This window comes from Nocardioides sp., assembly GCF_030150155.1.
Taxonomy (GTDB): Bacteria; Actinomycetota; Actinomycetes; order Propionibacteriales; family Nocardioidaceae; genus Nocardioides.
This window is the reverse complement of record NZ_JASLGR010000034.1, coordinates 24235-42783: the sequence shown is the minus strand read 5'-3', so window position 1 is coordinate 42783 and position 18549 is coordinate 24235. Positions and strand designations below refer to the sequence as shown.

Annotated in this window: 17 protein-coding genes and 2 pseudogenes; 13 read left to right on the top strand and 6 right to left on the bottom strand. The window is 67.3% G+C overall.

Annotation, left to right across the window (positions count from 1 at the left end; translation table 11 throughout):
* Positions 1-33: 33 nt before the first annotated feature.
* From Q1V88_RS10425 to Q1V88_RS10415, 3 genes are all read left to right on the top strand, one after another.
* A complete protein-coding gene (locus tag Q1V88_RS10425) occupies positions 34-1560 on the top strand; it encodes a substrate-binding domain-containing protein (RefSeq protein WP_300681113.1) in 1527 nt (508 codons plus the stop codon).
* A 183-nt stretch (positions 1561-1743) separates the two neighbouring features.
* Positions 1744-2517 carry a phosphate ABC transporter ATP-binding protein gene (locus Q1V88_RS10420; protein ID WP_300681290.1) on the top strand — a complete coding sequence of 258 codons (774 nt, stop codon included), beginning with the start codon at positions 1744-1746 and terminating at the stop codon, positions 2515-2517.
* 46 nt (positions 2518-2563) lie between these two features.
* A complete protein-coding gene (locus Q1V88_RS10415) occupies positions 2564-3265 on the top strand; it encodes a lytic transglycosylase domain-containing protein (RefSeq protein WP_300681111.1) in 702 nt (233 codons plus the stop codon).
* A 16-nt stretch (positions 3266-3281) separates the two neighbouring features.
* Here the strand turns inward: Q1V88_RS10415 and Q1V88_RS10410 are convergent, their stop codons facing one another.
* Positions 3282-4250 (bottom strand): M15 family metallopeptidase, encoded by a 969-nt coding sequence (locus Q1V88_RS10410; RefSeq protein WP_300681109.1) that lies wholly within the window; start codon positions 4248-4250, stop codon positions 3282-3284.
* 83 nt (positions 4251-4333) lie between these two features.
* Between Q1V88_RS10410 and mfd the strand changes: the two genes are divergently transcribed.
* The 6 genes from mfd (at position 4334) to Q1V88_RS10385 (ending at position 10756) form a co-directional block, all read left to right on the top strand.
* Positions 4334-7855: a transcription-repair coupling factor gene (gene mfd, locus Q1V88_RS10405; protein ID WP_300681108.1), complete on the top strand. Its 3522-nt coding sequence runs from the start codon at positions 4334-4336 to the stop codon at positions 7853-7855.
* A 46-nt stretch (positions 7856-7901) separates the two neighbouring features.
* Positions 7902-8489, top strand: coding sequence for a DUF4916 domain-containing protein (locus Q1V88_RS10400; protein ID WP_300681107.1), 588 nt, complete (start codon positions 7902-7904; stop codon positions 8487-8489).
* 2 nt (positions 8490-8491) lie between these two features.
* Positions 8492-8941, top strand: coding sequence for a MazG nucleotide pyrophosphohydrolase domain-containing protein (locus tag Q1V88_RS10395; protein ID WP_300681106.1), 450 nt, complete (start codon positions 8492-8494; stop codon positions 8939-8941).
* 123 nt (positions 8942-9064) lie between these two features.
* The gene (locus Q1V88_RS10390) at positions 9065-9928 is read left to right on the top strand and encodes a hypothetical protein (RefSeq protein WP_300681105.1); all 864 of its coding nucleotides are present in this window, start codon (positions 9065-9067) and stop codon (positions 9926-9928) included.
* Between the two features lie 2 nt (positions 9929-9930).
* A complete protein-coding gene (locus Q1V88_RS19595; RefSeq protein WP_366914082.1) occupies positions 9931-10170 on the top strand; it encodes a twin-arginine translocation signal domain-containing protein in 240 nt (79 codons plus the stop codon).
* A gap of 61 nt (positions 10171-10231) precedes the next feature.
* Positions 10232-10756 carry a sigma-70 family RNA polymerase sigma factor gene (locus tag Q1V88_RS10385; RefSeq protein ID WP_300681104.1) on the top strand — a complete coding sequence of 175 codons (525 nt, stop codon included), beginning with the start codon at positions 10232-10234 and terminating at the stop codon, positions 10754-10756.
* 914 nt (positions 10757-11670) lie between these two features.
* Here Q1V88_RS10385 and Q1V88_RS19590 read toward each other — a convergent pair.
* Positions 11671-11931: pseudogene (locus Q1V88_RS19590) on the bottom strand (DUF2185 domain-containing protein); the annotation flags it as partial.
* 45 nt (positions 11932-11976) lie between these two features.
* Positions 11977-12315, bottom strand: a pseudogene (locus tag Q1V88_RS19585) (DUF2314 domain-containing protein); the annotation flags it as partial.
* Between the two features lie 677 nt (positions 12316-12992).
* Here Q1V88_RS19585 and Q1V88_RS10375 point away from each other — a divergent pair.
* Both Q1V88_RS10375 and Q1V88_RS10370 read left to right on the top strand, forming a co-directional pair.
* Positions 12993-13565, top strand: coding sequence for a hypothetical protein (locus tag Q1V88_RS10375; protein WP_300681102.1), 573 nt, complete (start codon positions 12993-12995; stop codon positions 13563-13565).
* A gap of 30 nt (positions 13566-13595) precedes the next feature.
* Positions 13596-14627 (top strand): XRE family transcriptional regulator, encoded by a 1032-nt coding sequence (locus Q1V88_RS10370; RefSeq protein WP_300681101.1) that lies wholly within the window; start codon positions 13596-13598, stop codon positions 14625-14627.
* Between the two features lie 187 nt (positions 14628-14814).
* Here Q1V88_RS10370 and Q1V88_RS10365 read toward each other — a convergent pair whose 3' ends face one another.
* Positions 14815-15111: a hypothetical protein gene (locus tag Q1V88_RS10365; protein ID WP_300681100.1), complete on the bottom strand. Its 297-nt coding sequence runs from the start codon at positions 15109-15111 to the stop codon at positions 14815-14817.
* A 241-nt stretch (positions 15112-15352) separates the two neighbouring features.
* Between Q1V88_RS10365 and Q1V88_RS10360 the strand changes: the two genes are divergently transcribed.
* On the top strand, positions 15353-16945 hold the full coding sequence (locus Q1V88_RS10360) for a calcium-binding protein (protein WP_300681099.1): 1593 nt from the start codon (positions 15353-15355) through the stop codon (positions 16943-16945).
* Between the two features lie 62 nt (positions 16946-17007).
* Here the strand turns inward: Q1V88_RS10360 and Q1V88_RS10355 are convergent, their stop codons facing one another.
* Together Q1V88_RS10355 and Q1V88_RS10350 are read right to left on the bottom strand one after the other, a co-directional pair.
* The gene (locus Q1V88_RS10355) at positions 17008-17412 is read right to left on the bottom strand and encodes a hypothetical protein (RefSeq protein ID WP_300681098.1); all 405 of its coding nucleotides are present in this window, start codon (positions 17410-17412) and stop codon (positions 17008-17010) included.
* Positions 17409-18032, bottom strand: coding sequence for a nucleotidyltransferase domain-containing protein (locus Q1V88_RS10350; protein ID WP_300681097.1), 624 nt, complete (start codon positions 18030-18032; stop codon positions 17409-17411). Before Q1V88_RS10350 ends, Q1V88_RS10355 begins: the two co-directional genes overlap by 4 nt.
* 114 nt (positions 18033-18146) lie before the next feature.
* Between Q1V88_RS10350 and Q1V88_RS10345 the strand changes: the two genes are divergently transcribed.
* On the top strand, positions 18147-18539 hold the full coding sequence (locus Q1V88_RS10345; protein WP_300681096.1) for a hypothetical protein: 393 nt from the start codon (positions 18147-18149) through the stop codon (positions 18537-18539).
* Positions 18540-18549: the final 10 nt, after the last annotated feature.

Sequence of the window (18549 nt, the reverse complement as noted above, 5' to 3'; positions counted from 1 at the left end):
GGAAAAGAAACCCAACTCACAGGGAGCAACAGAATGTCTGTTCGCAAGATCGGCGCCAAGGTCGGCGTCGCTGGCCTGGCGGCTTCGGCCATCGGCCTCGCCGTCATCGCCCCGGCGATGGCCGCCTACACGTCGGCCGCCTCGAACGGCGACTACCTGCCGGAGGGCTCTTCGGGCGCCACCTACGCCGCGCCCAACGGCACCGCCGTGACGCCGGCCGCCACCGACCTCGTCGGTGTCGGCTCGGACACGATCCAGTTCGTGATCGGCGACCTGGCCAAGGCGTACAACGCCACCGCCGGCTCGACCGGCCACAAGTTGGCCTCCTACGGTGCCGGTGCGGTTGACCCCGGCACGCTGTACCCCGTCTCCACCACGGCGAGCACGATCAAGCTCGCCGACGGCTCCACCCCGACCCGTCCGAACGGCTCGGGTGCCGGTCTGAACGCTCTTCAGTCCACCACCGACCTCGCCGGTGTCGCGTTCGCCCGCACCTCCTCGGGCCCCGAGGACGGCGGCGCCCAGACCGTCAACGGCCACACCAACGGCCTGGTCTGGTACCCCTTCGCCGTCGACTCGCTGGTGGCCGCGACGGCCCCCGGCGGCAACGCGCCCGCCTCCCTGACCGGTGCTCAGCTGCTGAGCATCTACAAGGGTGACGTCACCAACTGGAGCCAGCTCGGCGGCAAGGACGGCGCCATCGTCCCGCTGATCCCGCAGGCCTCCTCGGGCACCGGCAAGTTCTTCATCTCCCAGCTCACCAAGCTCAACGGCGGCGTGGCCCTGGCCAACTCCGGCAAGGGCGTCGGCGTCGACACCGACGACAAGATCCCCGGCACCAACAAGTCGGTCCAGGAGCACGACCCGACGGTGCTGAAGAACGACCCGAACGCGGTCGTCCCGTTCTCGGGCGGTCGCGCCGGCTTCTTCGGCTCCTCGCTGGTCAAGGTGGAGTCCGGCTGGAAGGCCGACCGTGCTGTTTACTCGGTGCTCCGTTCCAAGGACACCAGCGGCAAGGCCCAGGACAACCCTGCCTGGTTCTCCGGCGCCCCGCTGGCCGACTCGATCTTCGGCCCGACCGGCTACTTCTGCTCGGCCGCCGCTCGCTCTGTGATCGAGGCCGCGGGCTTCAGTCAGCTCAAGTCCGTCGCCGACAACGGTGCCTGCGGCGTCGGCATCTCCGACACCACCCCGCCGTCGCTGGCCGCGTACACGACCACGACGACGACCCCGCCGGCCACCGGCGGCGGCACCACCAAGCCCGCCCTGGGCACCGCCGGCAACCCGACCCCGGTCACCGGCGTCACGCTGAGCAAGATCAAGAAGACCTCGAAGTCCTTCACTCTCACCTTCGCCGCACCGGTGAAGAACGCTGTGGACGCCAAGGTCAAGGTCTACGACGGCAAGAAGCTGATCGGCACCGTCACTGTCACCAACGGCAAGGCCACGGTCAAGCTCAAGAAGAAGCTCAAGAAGGGCACCCACAAGATCAAGGTCGCCCTGTCCGCCTCGAAGACCTCGAAGGCGTTCACCAAGACGGTCTCCGTCAAGGTCAAGTGACGCTCTGAGCTCCCTGTGCTGGGTGGCCGATCGGGCGGCCACCCGGCACAATCTCTCCGTAACACCCAGTATGACTACTGATTTAAAAGACTTAAGGAACCTCCGTTGAGCGACCAGACCGTGGTGATCCCCGTGCCCGGCGATGCCGGCGTGACACCCGCCGTGACTCCGAGCGGCAGCTCCCTGGCCACGTTGGAGGCGGTCGACGTCTCCTGCTGGTTCGGCGATCGCCTCGTCCTCGACCGGGTCTCGCTGACGATGGCGGCCGGCGAGATCACCGCCCTGATCGGCCCCTCGGGCTGTGGCAAGTCGACCTTCCTGCGCACCCTCAACCGGATGCACGAGCTGGTCCCGATCGCGAAGCTCGGCGGCCAGGTGCTGCTCGACGGCGAGGACATCTACGCCCCGGAGAAGAAGCTCACCGACGCCCGTCGCGACATCGGCATGGTCTTCCAGAAGCCCAACCCTTTCCCCGCGATGAGCATCCGCGACAACGTCCTGGCCGGCCTCAAGCTGACCGGCAAGAAGGCCTCCCGCGACGAGAAGGAGGCGCTCGTGGAGCGCTGCCTGCGGCTGGGTGGTCTGTGGAACGAGGTCAAGGACCGGCTCGATGCTCCCGGCGGCGGCCTCTCGGGTGGTCAGCAGCAGCGGTTGTGCATCGCTCGGTCGATGGCGATCAAGCCGCGCGTCCTGCTGATGGACGAGCCTTGCTCGGCGCTGGACCCGACGTCGACCCGCGTGATCGAGGAGACGATGAAGGAGCTGGCCCAGGAGGTCACCATCGTCATCGTCACGCACAACATGCAGCAGGCGGCGCGGGTCTCGGACAAGACCGCCTTCTTCCTGGCCTCGCACAACACCCCCGGCGGCATCGTCGAGCACGGCGACACCGCGGCCATGTTCGAGAACCCGCAGGACCCCCGGACCGCGGACTACGTCCACGGTCGCTTCGGATGAGCAGGTGCCCTCGTTGGTCGCTGTGCCGCTCGGCTAGCCTCGCCGCATGAACGCCCGGACCGTGTGCTCGCTGGGGACGACCGTGGTCGCCCTCGGTGGTCTGGCGTACGTCGCCACCCTCGCGTTCCAACCCGGCGCCGCGGTGGAGGTCTCTGCCGTGGTCCCGGTCGTCGCGGCGCCGGCCGATCCGGCACCGTCGGTGGCCGGCGCGCAGGGCTCCGGGAGCGGCACGGCCGGGTCGGGCGCAAGCGCGAGTACGTCGGTCTCGCAGGCCTGGGTGGAGAAGACCGCCGCCAAGGCGGGGATCTCCACGGTGGCGCTGCGGGCCTACGCCAACGCCCAGCTCGCCGCCCCGGCCTCGTGCGGGCTGGGCTGGACCACCTTGGCCGGGATCGGCTGGGTGGAGTCCCACCACGGCACCATCGACGGCCGCACGCTGAGCACGACCGGGGTGCCGAGCGCCCCGATCACCGGCATCCCGCTGGGCGACCTGGACCGGGCCTACGGGCCGATGCAGTTCATCCCCTCGACCTGGGCGACGTGGGGTGCCGACGCCGACGGTGACGGCACCGCGGACCCGCAGAACATCAACGACGCCGCGCTGGCCGCCGCGCACTACCTGTGCGCCTCAGGCTCGCTGGCCTCCGGGGCGAGCTGGGCGGCGGCGATCTACTCCTACAACCACTCCCAGACCTACGTCGACCAGGTCTACGCCGCGGCGCAGGAGTACGCCTCCCGGACCAGCTGAGCCGGCTCGGCGCCGCCTACTTGTCGTTGAGGCTGAAGTGCTGGAGGTCCTTGACCTTCGTCCAGTAGCCGCCCCAGCGCCAGCCGACCTGGCTGAAGGCCCGCACGGCAGGGGAGTCGGCCATGATCATGCCCGGCCGCGGGTTGGAGCGGTTCAGGTACGACGTGGCCAGCTCGGGCAGCACGATCAGGGACCGCCCGGTGCCCTGGGAGTACGGGTTCTGGAACGGGTTCACGTCGACCGCCAGGCCGTAGGCGTGCTGCGACCAGACGGTGGCCCCGCGCACCGGCCGGCAGTTGAACGCCGAGGTGTTGTTGCCGTCTCCGGTCGGCTTGGCCTTGTTCTCGGCCTTGGTGGTGATGTGCATCTGCTCGATCGGGAACTTGATGTCCCACAGCGCGTGGAAGGCCCTGACGATGTCCCTCGCCTCGGTCGAGGCGACCAGCAGCTCCCCGGTGTGGCGCTCGTTGTCGAAGCCCCAGAAGGTGAGCTGTACCCAGGCCAGGTCCTCGGCCGCGACCGGGCAGGCCGCCGACCAGGTCGAGCGTGCGATCACGTCGGCGGGCGCGGGCTTGGTGGTCTTGGAGGCGAAGCCGCTGCCGGAGAGCTCGGGCAGCGTGTCGGGCAGGGTGAAGGCGCGCTGGACCAGCTCCGGCGGGGTCTGCTGCGGCGGGATGACGCCGTGCTTGTTCTTCTTCAGCACCCGGGTGCCGAGCCAGGCCGGGGCGACGGTGCCCGGCAGCGGCGGCGGGGTGGTGGCCGAGGGGCTGAGCGATCCGGTGGGGGAGGTGCTCGTGCTCGCCGAGCCGGTGGGGGAGGTCGGCGAGGTCGCCGAGGTCGGCGTCGCGCTGGGCGTCGGGGTGCCGGAGTACGTCGGGAACGGCTTCGGCGCGACCCGCTGGTCGTCGCAGGCGCTGAGCCCACCGACGGCGAGGCCACCACAGGCCACGGCAGCACCGAGGCCACGGAGGAGACGGGTCTTCACAGGGCCAGCCTAGAATGTGCACCGTCACCACCCCCTGTCCGCCTGGCCGGGGGCCGTCGTCGTGTCAGGATCAGGATTCTCACGTGTTGTCGCTCGCGGATGCCGCCGTCGCCACTCTCGCCGAGGTCGTCGGCGAGGATCTCACCACTCTGGACGTGACCGGCCCTGAGGCGTTGCGGCCGTTCCTGATCACCGGACTGGCCCGCCGCGGTGCGCCCGTACTGGCGGTGACCGCCACCAGTCGCGAGGCCGAGGACCTGGTCGACGTGCTCGCCGGGCTGCTGGGCAAGGACCGGGTGGGCTACTTCCCGAGCTGGGAGACGCTGCCGCACGAGCGGCTCAGCCCGCGCTCGGACACGGTCGGGCGCCGGCTCGCGCTGCTGCGCCAGCTGGTCCACCCCGAGGCCGAGCCGTTCCAGGTCGTCGTGGCACCGATCCGCTCGGTGCTGCAGCCGCAGGTCAAGGGGCTCGGCGACCTTGAGCCCGTCGAGCTGGTGGCCGGTCAGACGGCGCCCGTCGAGGACGTCGTACGCCGTCTCGCCGACGCTGCCTACAGCCGGGTCGACCTGGTCGAGAAGCGTGGCGAGTTCGCTGTCCGCGGTGGCATCGTCGACGTCTTCCCGCCGACCGAGGAGCACCCGCTGCGGGTGGAGTTCTGGGGCGACGACGTCGAGGAGATCCGTTCCTTCTCCGTCGCCGACCAGCGCACCCTGGAGAAGCGTGAGCGGCTCTGGGCCCCGCCGTGCCGTGAGCTGCTGCTGACCCCGGAGGTCAGGGCGAAGGCGAAGGCGCTGGGCGAGACCCACCCGCAGCTGCTGGAGCTGACCGACAAGATCAGCAACGGCATCGCGGCCGAGGGGATGGAGTCGCTGGCCCCGGTGCTGGTCGACGACATGGAGCTCTTCATCGACCTGTTCCCGGCCCAGACCCGGGTGCTGGTGCTCGACCCGGAGCGTGTCCGGCGTCGGGCGCACGACCTCGGCGCCACCTCGGAGGAGTTCCTGGGTGCCTCCTGGGCCTCGGCCGCGGCGGGCGGCCAGGCTCCGATCGACCTGGGCAAGGCGTCGTACTGGGAGCTGGGAGACGTCCGTGAGCACGCCCTGGCGCGGGGTCTGACCTGGTGGTCGACCAGCCCGTTCGGCCTCGACGCCGAGGCGGCCGACCTGACGCTCAGTGGTGTCAGCGCCGACACCGCCGGGGTGCCGGTGCGGACCCTGGAGGCGCACCCGGTCGACCCGTATCGCGGCGAGGTCGAGCGCGCCATCGGCGACCTGGACCGCTACCGGCTGGCGGGGTATCGCACGGTCGTGGTGCAGCCCGCGCACGGCCCGGCGCAGCGCACTGTCGACGTACTGTCCGAGCACGACGTGCCGGCCCGGATCCTCGGTGACGACGAGCCGCTCGGCACCGATCTGGTCAACGTCCTGATCGGGGTGCTGGGCCACGGCTTCGTCGACGACGACGCCCGGCTGGCGGTGCTCACCGGCGAGGACATCTCGGGTCAGAAGGGCTCGACCCGCGACATGTCGCGGATGCCGGCCCGACGCAAGAAGCAGATCGACCCGCTCGAGCTCAAGCCCGGCGACTACGTGGTGCACGAGCAGCATGGCGTGGGGCGCTTCGTGGAGATGAAGCAGCGCGAGGTCGGCGGCGCCACCCGTGAGTACCTCGTCCTGGAGTACGGCGCCTCCAAGCGCAACGGGCCGCCGGACCGGCTCTTCGTGCCGGCCGACGCGCTCGACCAGGTCACCCGGTACGTCGGCGGCGAGGCGCCCAGCCTGGACCGGCTCGGCGGCGCGGACTGGAACAAGCGCAAGGCGAAGGCCCGCAAGGCGGTTCGCGAGATCGCGGCGGAGCTGATCAAGCTCTACGCGGCGCGGGCGGCGACCCGGGGGCACAAGTTCGGTCCCGACACGCCCTGGCAGCGCGAGCTGGAGGACGCCTTCCCGTTCCAGGAGACCGTCGACCAGCTCTCCACCGTCGACGAGGTCAAGGGCGACATGGAGCGCGAGATGCCGATGGACCGGCTGGTCTGTGGCGACGTCGGCTACGGCAAGACCGAGATCGCGGTCCGGGCGGCGTTCAAGGCGGTCCAGGACGGCAAGCAGGTCGCCGTGCTGGTGCCCACGACGCTGCTGGTGACGCAGCACCTGTCGACGTTCATGGAGCGGATGAGCGGGTTCCCGGTCAACCTCAAGGGGCTGAGCCGGTTCCAGACCGCGAAGGAAAGCAAGGAAGTGCTGTCTGGACTTCAGGATGGCACCGTGGACATCGTGGTCGGCACGCACCGGCTGCTGAACCCGGACATCCGGTTCAAGGACCTGGGCCTGATCATCGTCGACGAGGAGCAGCGCTTCGGGGTCGAGCACAAGGAGCAGCTCAAGCGGATGCGGACCGCGGTCGACGTACTGTCGATGTCGGCGACGCCGATCCCGCGAACCCTGGAGATGGCGATCACCGGCATCCGGGAGATGTCGACGATCACCACGCCGCCCGACGAGCGGCACCCGGTGCTGACCTATGTCGGGGCGTTCGAGGAGCGCACCGTGATCGCGGCGATCCGGCGTGAGCTGTTGCGCGAGGGGCAGGTCTTCTACATCCACAACCGGGTCGACTCGATCGAGCGGGCTGCGGCGAAGCTGCGCGAGCTGGTGCCCGAGGCGCGGGTGGCCACGGCGCACGGCCAGATGAACGAGAAGCAGCTGGAGCAGGTGATGCTCGACTTCTGGGAGAAGCGCTTCGACGTGCTCGTCTGTACGACGCTGGTGGAGTCGGGTCTGGACGTGTCGAACGCGAACACGATGCTGATCGAGCGTGCCGACACCCTCGGGCTCTCCCAGCTGCACCAGCTGCGGGGGCGGGTCGGGCGGTCCCGTGAGCGCGCGTACGCCTACTTCCTCTATCCGGCCGAGAAGCCGCTGACCGAGACCGCGCACGAGCGGCTGGCGACGCTGGCACAGCACTCGGACCTGGGTGGCGGCATGGCGATCGCGATGAAGGACCTGGAGATCCGTGGGGCGGGCAACCTGCTCGGCGGGCAGCAGTCGGGTCACATCGCCGACGTCGGCTTCGACCTCTATGTGCGGCTGGTCGGCGAGGCGGTCGCGGAGTTCAAGGGCGAGGACGCCCCGGAACTCAACGAGGTCCGGATCGAGCTGCCGGTAGACGCGCACCTGCCGCACGAGTACATCCCGAGCGAGCGGCTGCGTCTGGAGATCTACAAGCGGCTGGCCGAGGTGCGTTCGGATGCTGATGTGGATGCGATCGACGAGGAGCTGAAGGACCGCTACGGCGAGCTGCCGATGGAGGTCTTCTCACTGCTGCTGGTGGCCCGGTTCCGGGCGCGGGCCCGGGCGGCGGGGATCAGCGAGGTCACGATCGCGGGCAAGAACGTCAGGTTCGCCCCGGTGTCGCTGCCGGAGTCGCGTCAGGTCCGGTTGCAGCGGATGTACCCGAAGTCGCTGATCAAGAACGCGGTCGACACCATCCTGGTGCCGCGGCCGGTGTCGAGCGGGTTCCCGGTGAAGCCGCTGGACGGCATCGCGCTGCTGGAGTGGGCGCGTGGTGTGATCGACCAGGTCATCGACCCGGTGGCTGGGTCCTGAGCCGCTCGCACGCTAGGTAGGGTTCGACCATGACGGAGGATCGCGCATGACGATGGAAGCGTTCGGCGACGAGTTCGGCGAGGAGCCGAAGCCGTGGGACGGCCCGAAGGCGTGGGACGTCCAGCCGGGCTGGATGAGCGAGGAGGAGCTCGCCTCCACCCGTGGCCGGGTCCCGATGCTGTACGTCGAGGCGCTGCCGGTCCGGGTCGACGCCGCCGGTGCGGTGGTCGCGGTCGGGCTGCTGCTGCGCTCGTCGTCCACGACGGGACTGATCGCCCGTTCGCTGGTCTCGGGCCGGGTGCTGCACGGTGAGCAGATCCGTGACGCCCTGATGCGCAACCTGGAGAAGGACCTCGGTCCGACGGCTTTCCCGGTGCTGCCCGCCTCGATCGTCCCGGCGGCGGTCGCCGAGTACTTCCCGTGGCCGACCGGCCGCTTCCACGACCCGCGCCAGCACGCCGTGTCGCTGGCGTTCGTGGTGCCGGTGTCGGGGGAGTGCCACCCGAGGCAAGATGCCCTGGAGATCTCCTGGGTGACGCCGGAGGAGGCGATCTCCGAGGGGTTCGCTGAGGAGCTCGAGGGTGGTCGAGCCTCGCTGCTGCGCCAGCTGCTGCACCACGTGGGCGCGATCTGACGATGGCGGCTCCGCAGGCGTCGGGGGAGGGGCTCGTCGAGTTCCTCACCCTGATGCGCACCATGCGCGAGCGCTGCGCCTGGAAGTCTGCTCAGACGCACGAGACCCTGGCCAAGCACCTCGTCGAGGAGTCCGCGGAGGTCGTCGAGGCCATCGCCGAGGGGTCTGCCACCGGCTCGTGGGCTCACCTCTGCGACGAGCTAGGCGACCTGCTGCTCCAGGTCTACTTCCACGCAGCCGTAGCCGAAGAGGCCGGCGAGTTCACCATGGATGATGTCATCGCCGGCCTCACCGCGAAGATGATCCGCCGCAATCCTCACGTGTTCGACCCTGAGGTTGCTGCTGGGGGGCCGTACACGATCGAGGAGATCGAGGGGTTGTGGGCGGCCGCGAAGGCAGCGGAGCGCGGAGATGAGCATTCCTCTTCTCCTCGTTCCGAGGGCTCACTGTAGCTAGGTGAGAATTTGTCACGCGGGTGACAAGTTCTATCCGGGTTTTCGGCGTTGCTGATTGATCGGTTGCAGCTGTGGAGTTGTGACATCGACGCTATCGGAACGCAAATTCCCCCGGCGCCTGTGGAGGTCGAGCTCGTGATCGAAGTCGAATTGGACGTTTTCTCGGGCACGCCGAATCCAAGGTGGGTCTTGACCGCGCTGGAGGGGGAAGAGCTGACCCAGCGTCTGCTCGACGGAAGCGAGACGCCGATCCCGATCGGGTTCGAGGAGCCGCGCCTGGGATACCGGGGCTTCATTGTCCGGTCAACAGGCGTGCACGCGGACGTTTTGGAAAAGAGCGGTCGTCCGACGACCTTCCGGCTTCGACAGGCGATGGTTGGTGCTGCGGCGGACGCCGAGCGCTCGCTTCTGCAGACGAATCTCGATTCCGCTCTCAGCCCGACCGAATCCCGCCTTGTCTCCGAGGCAGTGATGTCGGAGCTCGATCTCTCGACGGGAGAGCAGTCGTCGGCTGTCGCCGCAGCGGCCGCATCGGTGTGCAGTCTGCTCTATACGAGTTGGAACGACTTCAGTTTCTGGAACGGGACCAGGCGGAACGACAACAACTGCTACAACTACGCGTCCAACTACGCGAGTAACACGTTCGCGCAGCCTGGCCTGAAGGGTGGATCCGTATTCTCGGCGTTGACGGTCGCCAGCATCAAGGCGGCAATGCGGCGGGATGGCTGGATTGATGACTGCAATACGAGCAATCTCAAAGTAGCTCTCGTGATCTGGCCCGGCCTGGACTTCCACTTCTATCGGAAGAATCTGAATTCGGCAGGTACGGCCCGTTGGTGTCACAAGCCTGGGCACACCCCTGCGCGCAACACCGATAACTCCGGGGCCTACATCACGTCGCCGCAGACGTGCGACCGTGGTGGATACACGACGTGGGGTGGCGTGATGTACAGCGATGGCGTGCGTTCGAGGGTGGTTCGATAAGGATGGGTAGGTCAGGCATGAACGGAATCACTCGGCGGTCCTTGATGGGCGCTGCCTCGGCCACAGGAGTCGCACTGGCGTTGACCGGAGGCGGCCAGGGGCCGGTCAGCGCTGCTGAGGTCGAGTCGTCGGCACTCTCCCTTGAGGAACTGCTGCTTCAGAGTGAGGGGCTCCGGGCCACCTTGGCTGAGTCCTACCCACCTGTGGTTGCTGCAGTTGAGCCTGGTATCGCCGAGCGGTGAAGAAGAAACTTCCTCGTTGTCGCAACAGAGACACGTCGCGGTGCGTCTGTAGGGTATGAATGTGACGGCGCGGGTGCCTGCGGACGTGGTCGCGGAGTTGTTGGCCCAACGTGGTCATGAACTGATGCGCGTCGCCTACGTCTTGGCGCCGGCGGAAGCCGAAGACCTGCTTCAGGGATCCTTGGTTCGTCTTCTTGCCTCGCCTGGAATCGCGGAGGCGGAGAATCCGTTCGGGTACGCCAAGAAGACGATCGTCAATGAGTTTCTTGATTCGCGCCGTCGTCGTGACCGGATGCTGCGAATTCGACGCCTTGTGTTCGCGGATGGCGAAATATCGGTTTCGGAAGAATCGCGCTACTCTGATCGCGATGCCTTGATTCGAGCCTTTTCTGGGCTCCGGCCGCGCGAGCGGGCATGTGTGGTGCTTCGGTACTACGAAGGTTACGAAGACGCGGAGATCGCTGAGGTCCTGGGTGTTGCCAGGTCGACGGTACGAAGTCTCATATTCAGGGCACTTCCGCGGCTGAGGCGTGCGTTGCAAAGCTCTGGCTTCGGCGACCGCCAGGATGGGGGGAGGGGCAAGTGAGGCGAGACGAGGAAGTCGTCAGGGATGCGCTCTTGAGGCTGTCGGAGTTTGCTCCAGGTTATCGCGGGACGAATAGTTTGCCGCACGGCTCGGATGCTCGGCCCGGTGGCGTCCGGAATATTGATGTCCGCTCCTTTGCTGCGGCGGTCCTGGTCGTCGGATTTGTCGTTTGCATGGCCGTCGTCGGTTTTCGCATGAATTCAAAATCAACTGTGTCTGGTCAGCGTGCTGAGATTGCGGCGTCAGGCACGCCGGTCGTTAAAGACGAGAGTGGTCTCATGAGGTTCGCGGCGACGTCGGGATGGCCGACGATCAGCGTGTCGAGTTGCTCCGAGTTGAGCAGCTCGGAGGATGTCGTGGTTCGCGTGACGCACCTGGATCAGTCGTGCTTGATGGCCGCGTCCCGTGACTTCACTACCGTCTTCGTGTCCAAGTACTCGGACGAGGCTCCATTGGGAGGCTCGTGGGTGAGCCAGACTCAGGAGTGGAGAAGCGTCGGAGGTCACGCAGTACGTCGACTGTCGGGTGGGCCCCTGATGGGTCTGAGCTCGAGGTATGTTGACGCGCTCGCGTGTCCATCGTGCGACGAAGTTGCCCTGGTGGTGGGACGGACCCCCTCCGTTGTCCGGTCCGTCGTCGAGAGCGTTGAGTTCTAGCCGTACATCGTCGGCATCGACCAAGCGCCGTCGAGGTCCCGACGTTGGTGGGCACCATGTGCGAGCGCCGCGCATCGAAAGCCTGCTCAGACGCACGAGGCGGTGGCCAACGCTCCTGGTTGAGGAGTCTGCGGAGGTCGTCGAAGCCGTCGCTGGCAACACCGCGAAGACGATCCGTCGCAACCCTCACGTCTTCGCCCCGACACGTGCCGCCCGGGGTCCGTACGCGACAGCGTCGGCTGCGGCGTCGGAAGAGGTCTACTCCTCCGTCGTCACGTCGATGTAGAGGCCGGCCTCGTTGTCCCACTCCCAGGCTCCGTGGTCGGGTTCGGATTCGAGAAGCGGCCGGAGCTCGGGCCATCGGTCGAGCAGGAACCCGAGTGGCTGGATGAGGATGTTGTGGGGGTCGTTGGTCTCCTCGTCGGTCTCGTCGCCGACCAGCGCCCGCCAGCCTGAGTCGCCCTCATCGTCGGGGGCCTCGCGGTAGACGTAGCCCGGGCGCAGGTCGTCGGCGTGCGAGCGGAGACTGACGAAGGCCCGCTTGTCCAGGAGATCCCAGTCCCCGGGAACCTGGATGATGTGCTCGGGCCCGAAGCGGACCAGGTCACCGTGGGCAACGGTGGTGATGACGGTTGGCTCGTTGGCGAGATGTCCTACGTACGCTCCGTCAACAACCTCGGTCACCTCGACCCACATGCGCTCAGCTGAGGGCATGTCGTCGGCGGGATCGACGACTTCGAACATCAACTTCGCGAGGTCGCCGACGTGGAGTGAGCGGCGTTCAACCTCAGACGGGATGAAGAAACTCCTGGGGGCCTCGGCATGCCGTAGTTCGGCGTCGCCGAGTACGAAGTCGACTGGGCGCTGCTTGCGTCGTCGCAGGATGCTCACGGAGGCGAGCATCCCACGACGCCCCGACAGCAAGCGCACGTCCCCGAAAGTACCTCGGCCCGTTCGGCTAATAGCGTCAGCTGCCTCCGGAGTGGTGGGCCGTTTCAGGGCACTCAAGGCATTGCCCCCGGGTGCCACGCGCCTCTCGGGACGTGGTTACCCATCACCAAGAAGTTCGAGGGGTTGTGGCAGGTCGCCGTGGTGGCCGCTAGGTCGAGTGTTGGGTGAGACTGGGGCGCTTCACTCCGCCCGCTATGGGGCGGGCAAGTGCCACCCGCGTGTGCAGTAGACCCTTGCCCTTGACCACGATGAAGTCATCGTCGTCGTCAACTACATTCCTCGTTCGTCCGATGCTGCGAATCCGGCGGCGAACCCCACTCCGAGCAGGGGCGGCGAGCCGATTTGTCTTGAAGGCGCCACGGCGTCGGTGGGAGTCGGCACGGGATCGGGACGCTGTGGGTTCCTCGGCGCAGACTGTTGCCTGTGACCGGCCGCGTTCTCCAGCACTGATCCGGTAGACGGGAGGCCAGCGGGTTGCGCCAGATCGCACCACAATCGTGGTAGCATTTCGCGCAACTCGTCGGAAGGGGAAGTTCGTGGCCATCAACCGAAACGCGCCGGACTCACAACCGGATCCCGAGGCGCGCCTAGCCGCCTTTGGTCTGTCGTCGGCGGACATCCACACCGCCATGCGGCCGGGTGCCTCGCGTGCCAACAACCGCACCGCCCATGCGCCGCGTTCTGCTCGCGGCACCGACATCTACCTCGACGGCATGGAGAACCTCTCCCAGATGTACGCGAGCGCCGGTTGGCGCGAGGTCTACGTCGAGGGACAGCTGCGGCTCCTCCACCCTGAACACCTGATCTCCTTCACAATCGCCTCGGCGACCGGCGTCGGCCAGCTGGCCGGACTCCACGTCCAGCCGCACACCAACCGCAAAGGTAAGTCGACTCGCAAGTCCCTGGCCCACGTCGACGACGGCACGATCAGCCTCTTCGAGGACGATGAGAACTTCGTCACCGAGTCCGAGCTGGTCGAGGCAGCCCTGGGCGCCAACCTGTGGTTCCTGCTGCACGAGCGCACCGACCGCGGGCTGCACCTGGAGTTCTCCCGTCCGGGCGAGATGTCCAACAGTGGCATCGTCAACGGCTGGGCCGAGCGTATCCCGCTGCCCTTCCTCGAACTGGACGGCGATCTGTCGGTCTTCGATCAGCCCGACGATGGTGACGGCCACGTCGACGTTCCCGTCGAGCCTCGCTGACCCCGTCGCCCGACCTCCCGATACCTCAACATGTTCAACTCATCTCGCCTGCGTTTGGCGCGCCTACGACTTGGACTGACGCTCACGAAGCTCGCTGAGGAGAGCGGCGTCTCGCTGCGCTCGCTCACCAACTACGAGAACGACCGGCAGCCGCCCAGCGAAGAGAGCCTGGCCAGGCTTGCCGCCGCGCTGTCAGTTCCCCGGCCCTTCTTCGAGGGCGACTCGATCGAACCCGTGCCGGTAGCGGCAGCTAGCTTCCGGAAGCTCAGCAAGACGACGGCGACCCGTCGTGACGCAGTGCTCGCCAATGCCACGTTGACCCTCGCCTTCTTCGATGCCATCGAGGAACGGTTCAAGCTGCCCGATCCCGATATCCCATCTCTCGACAAGCTGGATCCTGAACAGGCCGCTGATCTCGTCCGTCACCGCTGGAACCTGGGCGACCGTCCGATCGCCAACTTGCTCCATCTCCTGGAGTCGAAGGGCGTGCGGGTCGCGGCGCTTCGCCACGAGTACAGCGACATCGATGCCTTCTGCTTCTGGCGTGACGCCGTTCCGTTCGTCTTCCTCAACACCGCCAAGTCAGCGGAGCGTCAGCGCTTCGATGCAGCGCACGAGTTGGGGCACTTGGTGTTGCACGGAGACGACGAGATGGACCCGAGCACCTCGAAGGTTCGGGAGGCCGAGGCGAACGCGTTCGCTGCCAGCTTCCTGATGCCTCGCAGCGCCGTGCTTACCCAGTCGATGCGAGGAGCCAGTCAGGACCGGATCTTGGCGTCACGGTCGTTCTGGAAGGTATCGGCGATGGCGATGACGCACCGGCTGCGGGAGCTGGAACTGCTCACGCCGTGGCAGTACCGCTCGATGTGCATCTCCTTGTCCGAGCAGGGCTACCGCAGCACCGAGCCGGGCGGCATCGTGCCGGAAACGTCGCAGCTGCTGCGAAAGGTCATGTACGGCCAGGCGGCGCGGCTGACGATCAAGGACGCTGCCAGCGACCTCAACCTGGACGCACGGGACGTACGGGAGTTCGTACGAAATCTGGTGCCGATGAGCGCGTGAGCCCATCTCGCTACGCGCCTGCGCGCGCCCAGCACAGTCATGACCTGTTCGCACTGCTGTCACGACGAACTCAGCAAGGACCCAAGCTTTGAACTGAGCACCGGGCCAGGCAGGGCTGCTGCGCGAACTGGTGTCGGCCACACCTGGCCGAATGCGTCATGGCGCGGGCCTTCCCCGTTCACGCTGCTCACGTGACTGACTCCCACCATTCAAAGAGCCGAGCGACGACGCTGGGAGGGACGTGGGGATGAGCGATGCCGAAGTGGGCGGCAAGGTCGGCCGTCAGGAACGCAGCGATGTCTTGTTGCTTGGCACCCCGGAGGAGGCGTGAGAGGAGCCTGTCGCGGAGGCCGTCGTACTCATCGACGAGTCCTGGTAGATCGTCGACATCCCTGGGAGAAAGCACGTCGAGGGGATCCCAGTCGTTCAGCAGGACGCCCAATTCGGCCTGTGCTTGGCGAGCCCAGGCGGCTGCGTGGCGCATTCGTCCAGGGTATCGAGTTTGGGGTTTCCCTAGCCGCCCATTCGGGTGGGGTGAAGGTGGATTCGGCGCTCCTGGCCGGTGTCGCGCGCTGGGTCCTGCGCTCGTACAGGTGCACGTCACCTTGGTCTGGCACATCCGGCCCGCGGAGACAGCCGTGGGGCAGTGAGGGTAACTGCCTCACCTCGGCGCAGGCACTGCCCTAAGGTGACACCCGCTCGCCTCAACTAGTGACGGGATCACCATGCAGCTCCTTCGCCCCACGTCGAGGCTTCTCGCCCTCGTCCTCGCCCTCGGCGCCCTGACCGCTGTGGCCGAACCGCTACCTGCGCAGGCGGCGGTGCGGGCGTCGAACGGCGAGCGCTGCACGATCGTCGGCACCTCGGGCAACGACACCTTGATCGGCACTCGGAAGCGTGACGTCATCTGCGGCCTCGGTGGGAACGACGTGATCAAGGGGCGCGGCGGTAACGACCTGATCGACGGCGGAGCCGGCGACGACCGGATCGAGGGCGGGCCGGGGGCTGACCGGCTCATCGGCGGAAGCGGCGCGGACGTCGTCCTGGGTCAGGCCGGGGACGACACCGTGAGCGGCGATGACGGGGTGGACGTGGTCGACGGCGGCCCTGGGTTCAACCTCTGCGACGTCCCGCACCTGCGGGGAGAACGGTATCTGCGCTGCGCCAAGGACAACGCTGCCCCAGTGATCGGCAGCGTCACTGTCAACAAGCGTGTCGTCAACGTGAGTCGCGCTCGCAAGGAGGTGGTCGTGCGCGTGGCGATCCGCGATGACACCGGTGTTGCTTCGGTTCAGGTCAATGACACGCGCTATGCACGTCTGGTGGCCGGCACGCCCCGCAACGGAGTCTGGGCGCTACGGCTCCGGATCGACCGCTTCGTGCAGCCCGGCCCGCGCGACGCCACAGTTCGGGTCAAGGACCGTGTCGGCCGGGAGACCGAGGTGGTGCGGTCCCGGATGTTCGTCGTACGCAACTCGGTCGTCGACCGCGCCGATCCGGTGGTCAGCTCGATCACCCTGAGTCGTGGGTCGGTCGATGTGCGCTCGGCGTCGCAGGCACTGGAGATCACCGCCACCGTGACCGACGACGCAGCCGGGCCGGGGTTGATCGTGGCGAACCTGATGCAACCCGGCCGGGCCAACGGGGGCGCCTATGTGTACAGCGGCGCGAACATGACCTTGGAGAAGGTCAGAGGGACCGCGAAGAAGTCGATCTGGCGCCACACCGTGGTCGTTCCGCGTGGTGCGGAAAGCGGTCGGTGGAACGTCATGCTGACGGTGGAGAACCCGGTCAAGGTCGACGGCTATCAACAGTGGTATGGCCCGGAATCGTTCGCGGTGGTGCCTGAGACCCTTCGTCCGTGGGCGCGCCAGCTTGCGCATGGCAAAGGCGGCTTCGATGTCATCGGGGGTCCGTCCGACGTCGCCCCTCCCTCGCTGATCTCGGTACGGCTGAGCCCCGCCACCGTCGACACGGTGGACCGAGCGCCTGTGGTCACAGTGGAGGTCACCGCGGCCGACGACCGCGCCGTCACGGAGGTCTTCTTCTCCGTCGACCTGCCTGGTCGCCCATGGATCCCGATGCTGACGTTGACCAGCGGTACTGCCCGCAAGGGCGTGTGGCGGGTGAGCTTCGTGGTCCCACAGGGAACACCTGACGGCGCCTATCCGATCTCGGTCGCGCTCGGCGATCGTCACGATCTCGAGAACTGGTACGCCGTGCTCGAGCCGTACGCCCCGATCGGGTCCCACGTGCTGACGCCCGCCCTGGCGCCCACGGGAACCCGCCTGGTCGTGGCCAACCCCGGCGGCAGGTAAGTCGCACGCGGTGGAGCTGCATCAAGCGTCGGCAGCCACGTCTCGACGTGCGTCGGGACGGGTTAAAGCGCGTCGGCTTCCCCTAGGAGTGCGGTCGCGTAGCGCACCATCGTTTTCGCCTTCTCTGGTGTGATGAGATTCGCGGAGTAGTGGGCTGCATCCTTTTCGGCGAGCAAGCGCCGGAGCTTGCCTGGCAAGGTCTGGTCGCGCAGGGCCACGTCTCCCAGCAGGGTCGCTGCTTGAGCGTGATCCTGGCCGCGACTCCACCGTCCGAGGGTGAGGCCGCAGATCGCGTCGGTAGCAGCGATTCCTGCCAGGACGGCGAGCGCGGCGGCGACGTGGGCCTCGCGGCGGTCCTCGGTGAGCACCAGTTCTGCGACCTCGAGGAAGGCCCGGGCCTGGTCGCGGCGCGAACGACCCTCCGCAGGAGTGCACGCCACCACGCGGCCCGAGGCGCGTGGACTCATCGCAACCTCCTGAGCAGACCAGACAGCTGCTCGCCTTGGAGATGCACGCTCTCGGAGAGCCATGAGGCGACCAGCGGATCGGCGTCCCGGGCCATCTCGCCCAAGGTTGTGGTGTCGAGGGCGACGATCTGGGCGGCATTGCCGGTCCATGCGCGGATGCGTTCGCCGAGGCGGTCGAGTTGTGTGAGCCAGGCGTCGCCCAGCGGGGCCGGCGACTCGGGCTCAACGATCAGCAGGTCGATATCGCTGACGCTGGTGGCGTCTCCCCGGGCAAAGGAACCGAACAGACTGGAATGAGCCGGCTGGATCGTCCACGTGCTGACCTCAGTGCGGATGCGGGCCAGAATCTCGTCCCTGACCCGGCTCAGCGCTTCAATATGCGGCACAGCGACGTGCTCACGGTTCAGGTGATACACCGGATAGCGAGTAGTCCTATCAGCGATGACGACCCCCTGCTGCACCAGTCGAGCGAGAACCTTCCGGACGCCTTCGTTGCTCCCTTTCGCGAGGCGCTGATGAACGTTGGCAGCCGTGCAGCCAGCGGTGGTGGCGGCCAGAACCTGAAGCACGCCGGCATCGAGTGTCGGTGAGACGGTTGTCAGCGGGAGGGAGAGGTCCACCACCCAAAGGTGCAACTATTATTGGCGTGAGTCAACTATTATTGGCGCGATGTTCCCCTGTGTTCATCGACCTGTTCGCCAGTCGGCGCCACTGATCATGGCTAGGGTCGCCCCATGACGACCGCATCACGGCTCCGCCGCCAGGCAACCGTCGGCCTGCTGGCACTCCTGGGAGGCTTCTCAGCGTGGTTCCTCATCCCGATGATGCAGGACGTGTCCGACGGCACGGCCATGGCGGCCGAGGGATGGGTTGACGGCCTGATTCCTCTGACCCTCGCGGTCCTCGCCTGGCTCTGCGCTACCCGGTCGTCGCGGCAGTGGTCTTCCTCGGCGGGACGCCCGCTGGTGCCGTTCGTTGTGCTGACGGTGGTGTGGGCGCTCACGTCGGGGTTCGAGTCGGGAAGCGACCTGCTGTACGCGACCTGCCTCCTCGGGATGCCCGTCCTTGCGCTGGTTGGGAGCGCCTTCGCGGTGCGTGCCCTCGGGCAGCCGCTACCCGTGCGCTGACCCGCCCGAC

Coding starts and splice junctions, on each gene's coding strand:
- Q1V88_RS10365 (WP_300681100.1), bottom strand. CDS start 15,111: ATGCGCCACGCAGCCGCCTGGGCTCGCCAAGCACAGGCCGAATTGGGC.
- Q1V88_RS10395 (WP_300681106.1), top strand. CDS start 8,492: ATGGCGGCTCCGCAGGCGTCGGGGGAGGGGCTCGTCGAGTTCCTCACC.
- Q1V88_RS19595 (WP_366914082.1), top strand. CDS start 9,931: ATGGGTAGGTCAGGCATGAACGGAATCACTCGGCGGTCCTTGATGGGC.
- Q1V88_RS10360 (WP_300681099.1), top strand. CDS start 15,353: ATGCAGCTCCTTCGCCCCACGTCGAGGCTTCTCGCCCTCGTCCTCGCC.
- Q1V88_RS10345 (WP_300681096.1), top strand. CDS start 18,147: ATGACGACCGCATCACGGCTCCGCCGCCAGGCAACCGTCGGCCTGCTG.
- Q1V88_RS10400 (WP_300681107.1), top strand. CDS start 7,902: ATGACGATGGAAGCGTTCGGCGACGAGTTCGGCGAGGAGCCGAAGCCG.
- Q1V88_RS10415 (WP_300681111.1), top strand. CDS start 2,564: ATGAACGCCCGGACCGTGTGCTCGCTGGGGACGACCGTGGTCGCCCTC.
- Q1V88_RS10355 (WP_300681098.1), bottom strand. CDS start 17,412: ATGAGTCCACGCGCCTCGGGCCGCGTGGTGGCGTGCACTCCTGCGGAG.
- Q1V88_RS10425 (WP_300681113.1), top strand. CDS start 34: ATGTCTGTTCGCAAGATCGGCGCCAAGGTCGGCGTCGCTGGCCTGGCG.
- Q1V88_RS10375 (WP_300681102.1), top strand. CDS start 12,993: ATGCGGCCGGGTGCCTCGCGTGCCAACAACCGCACCGCCCATGCGCCG.
- Q1V88_RS10370 (WP_300681101.1), top strand. CDS start 13,596: ATGTTCAACTCATCTCGCCTGCGTTTGGCGCGCCTACGACTTGGACTG.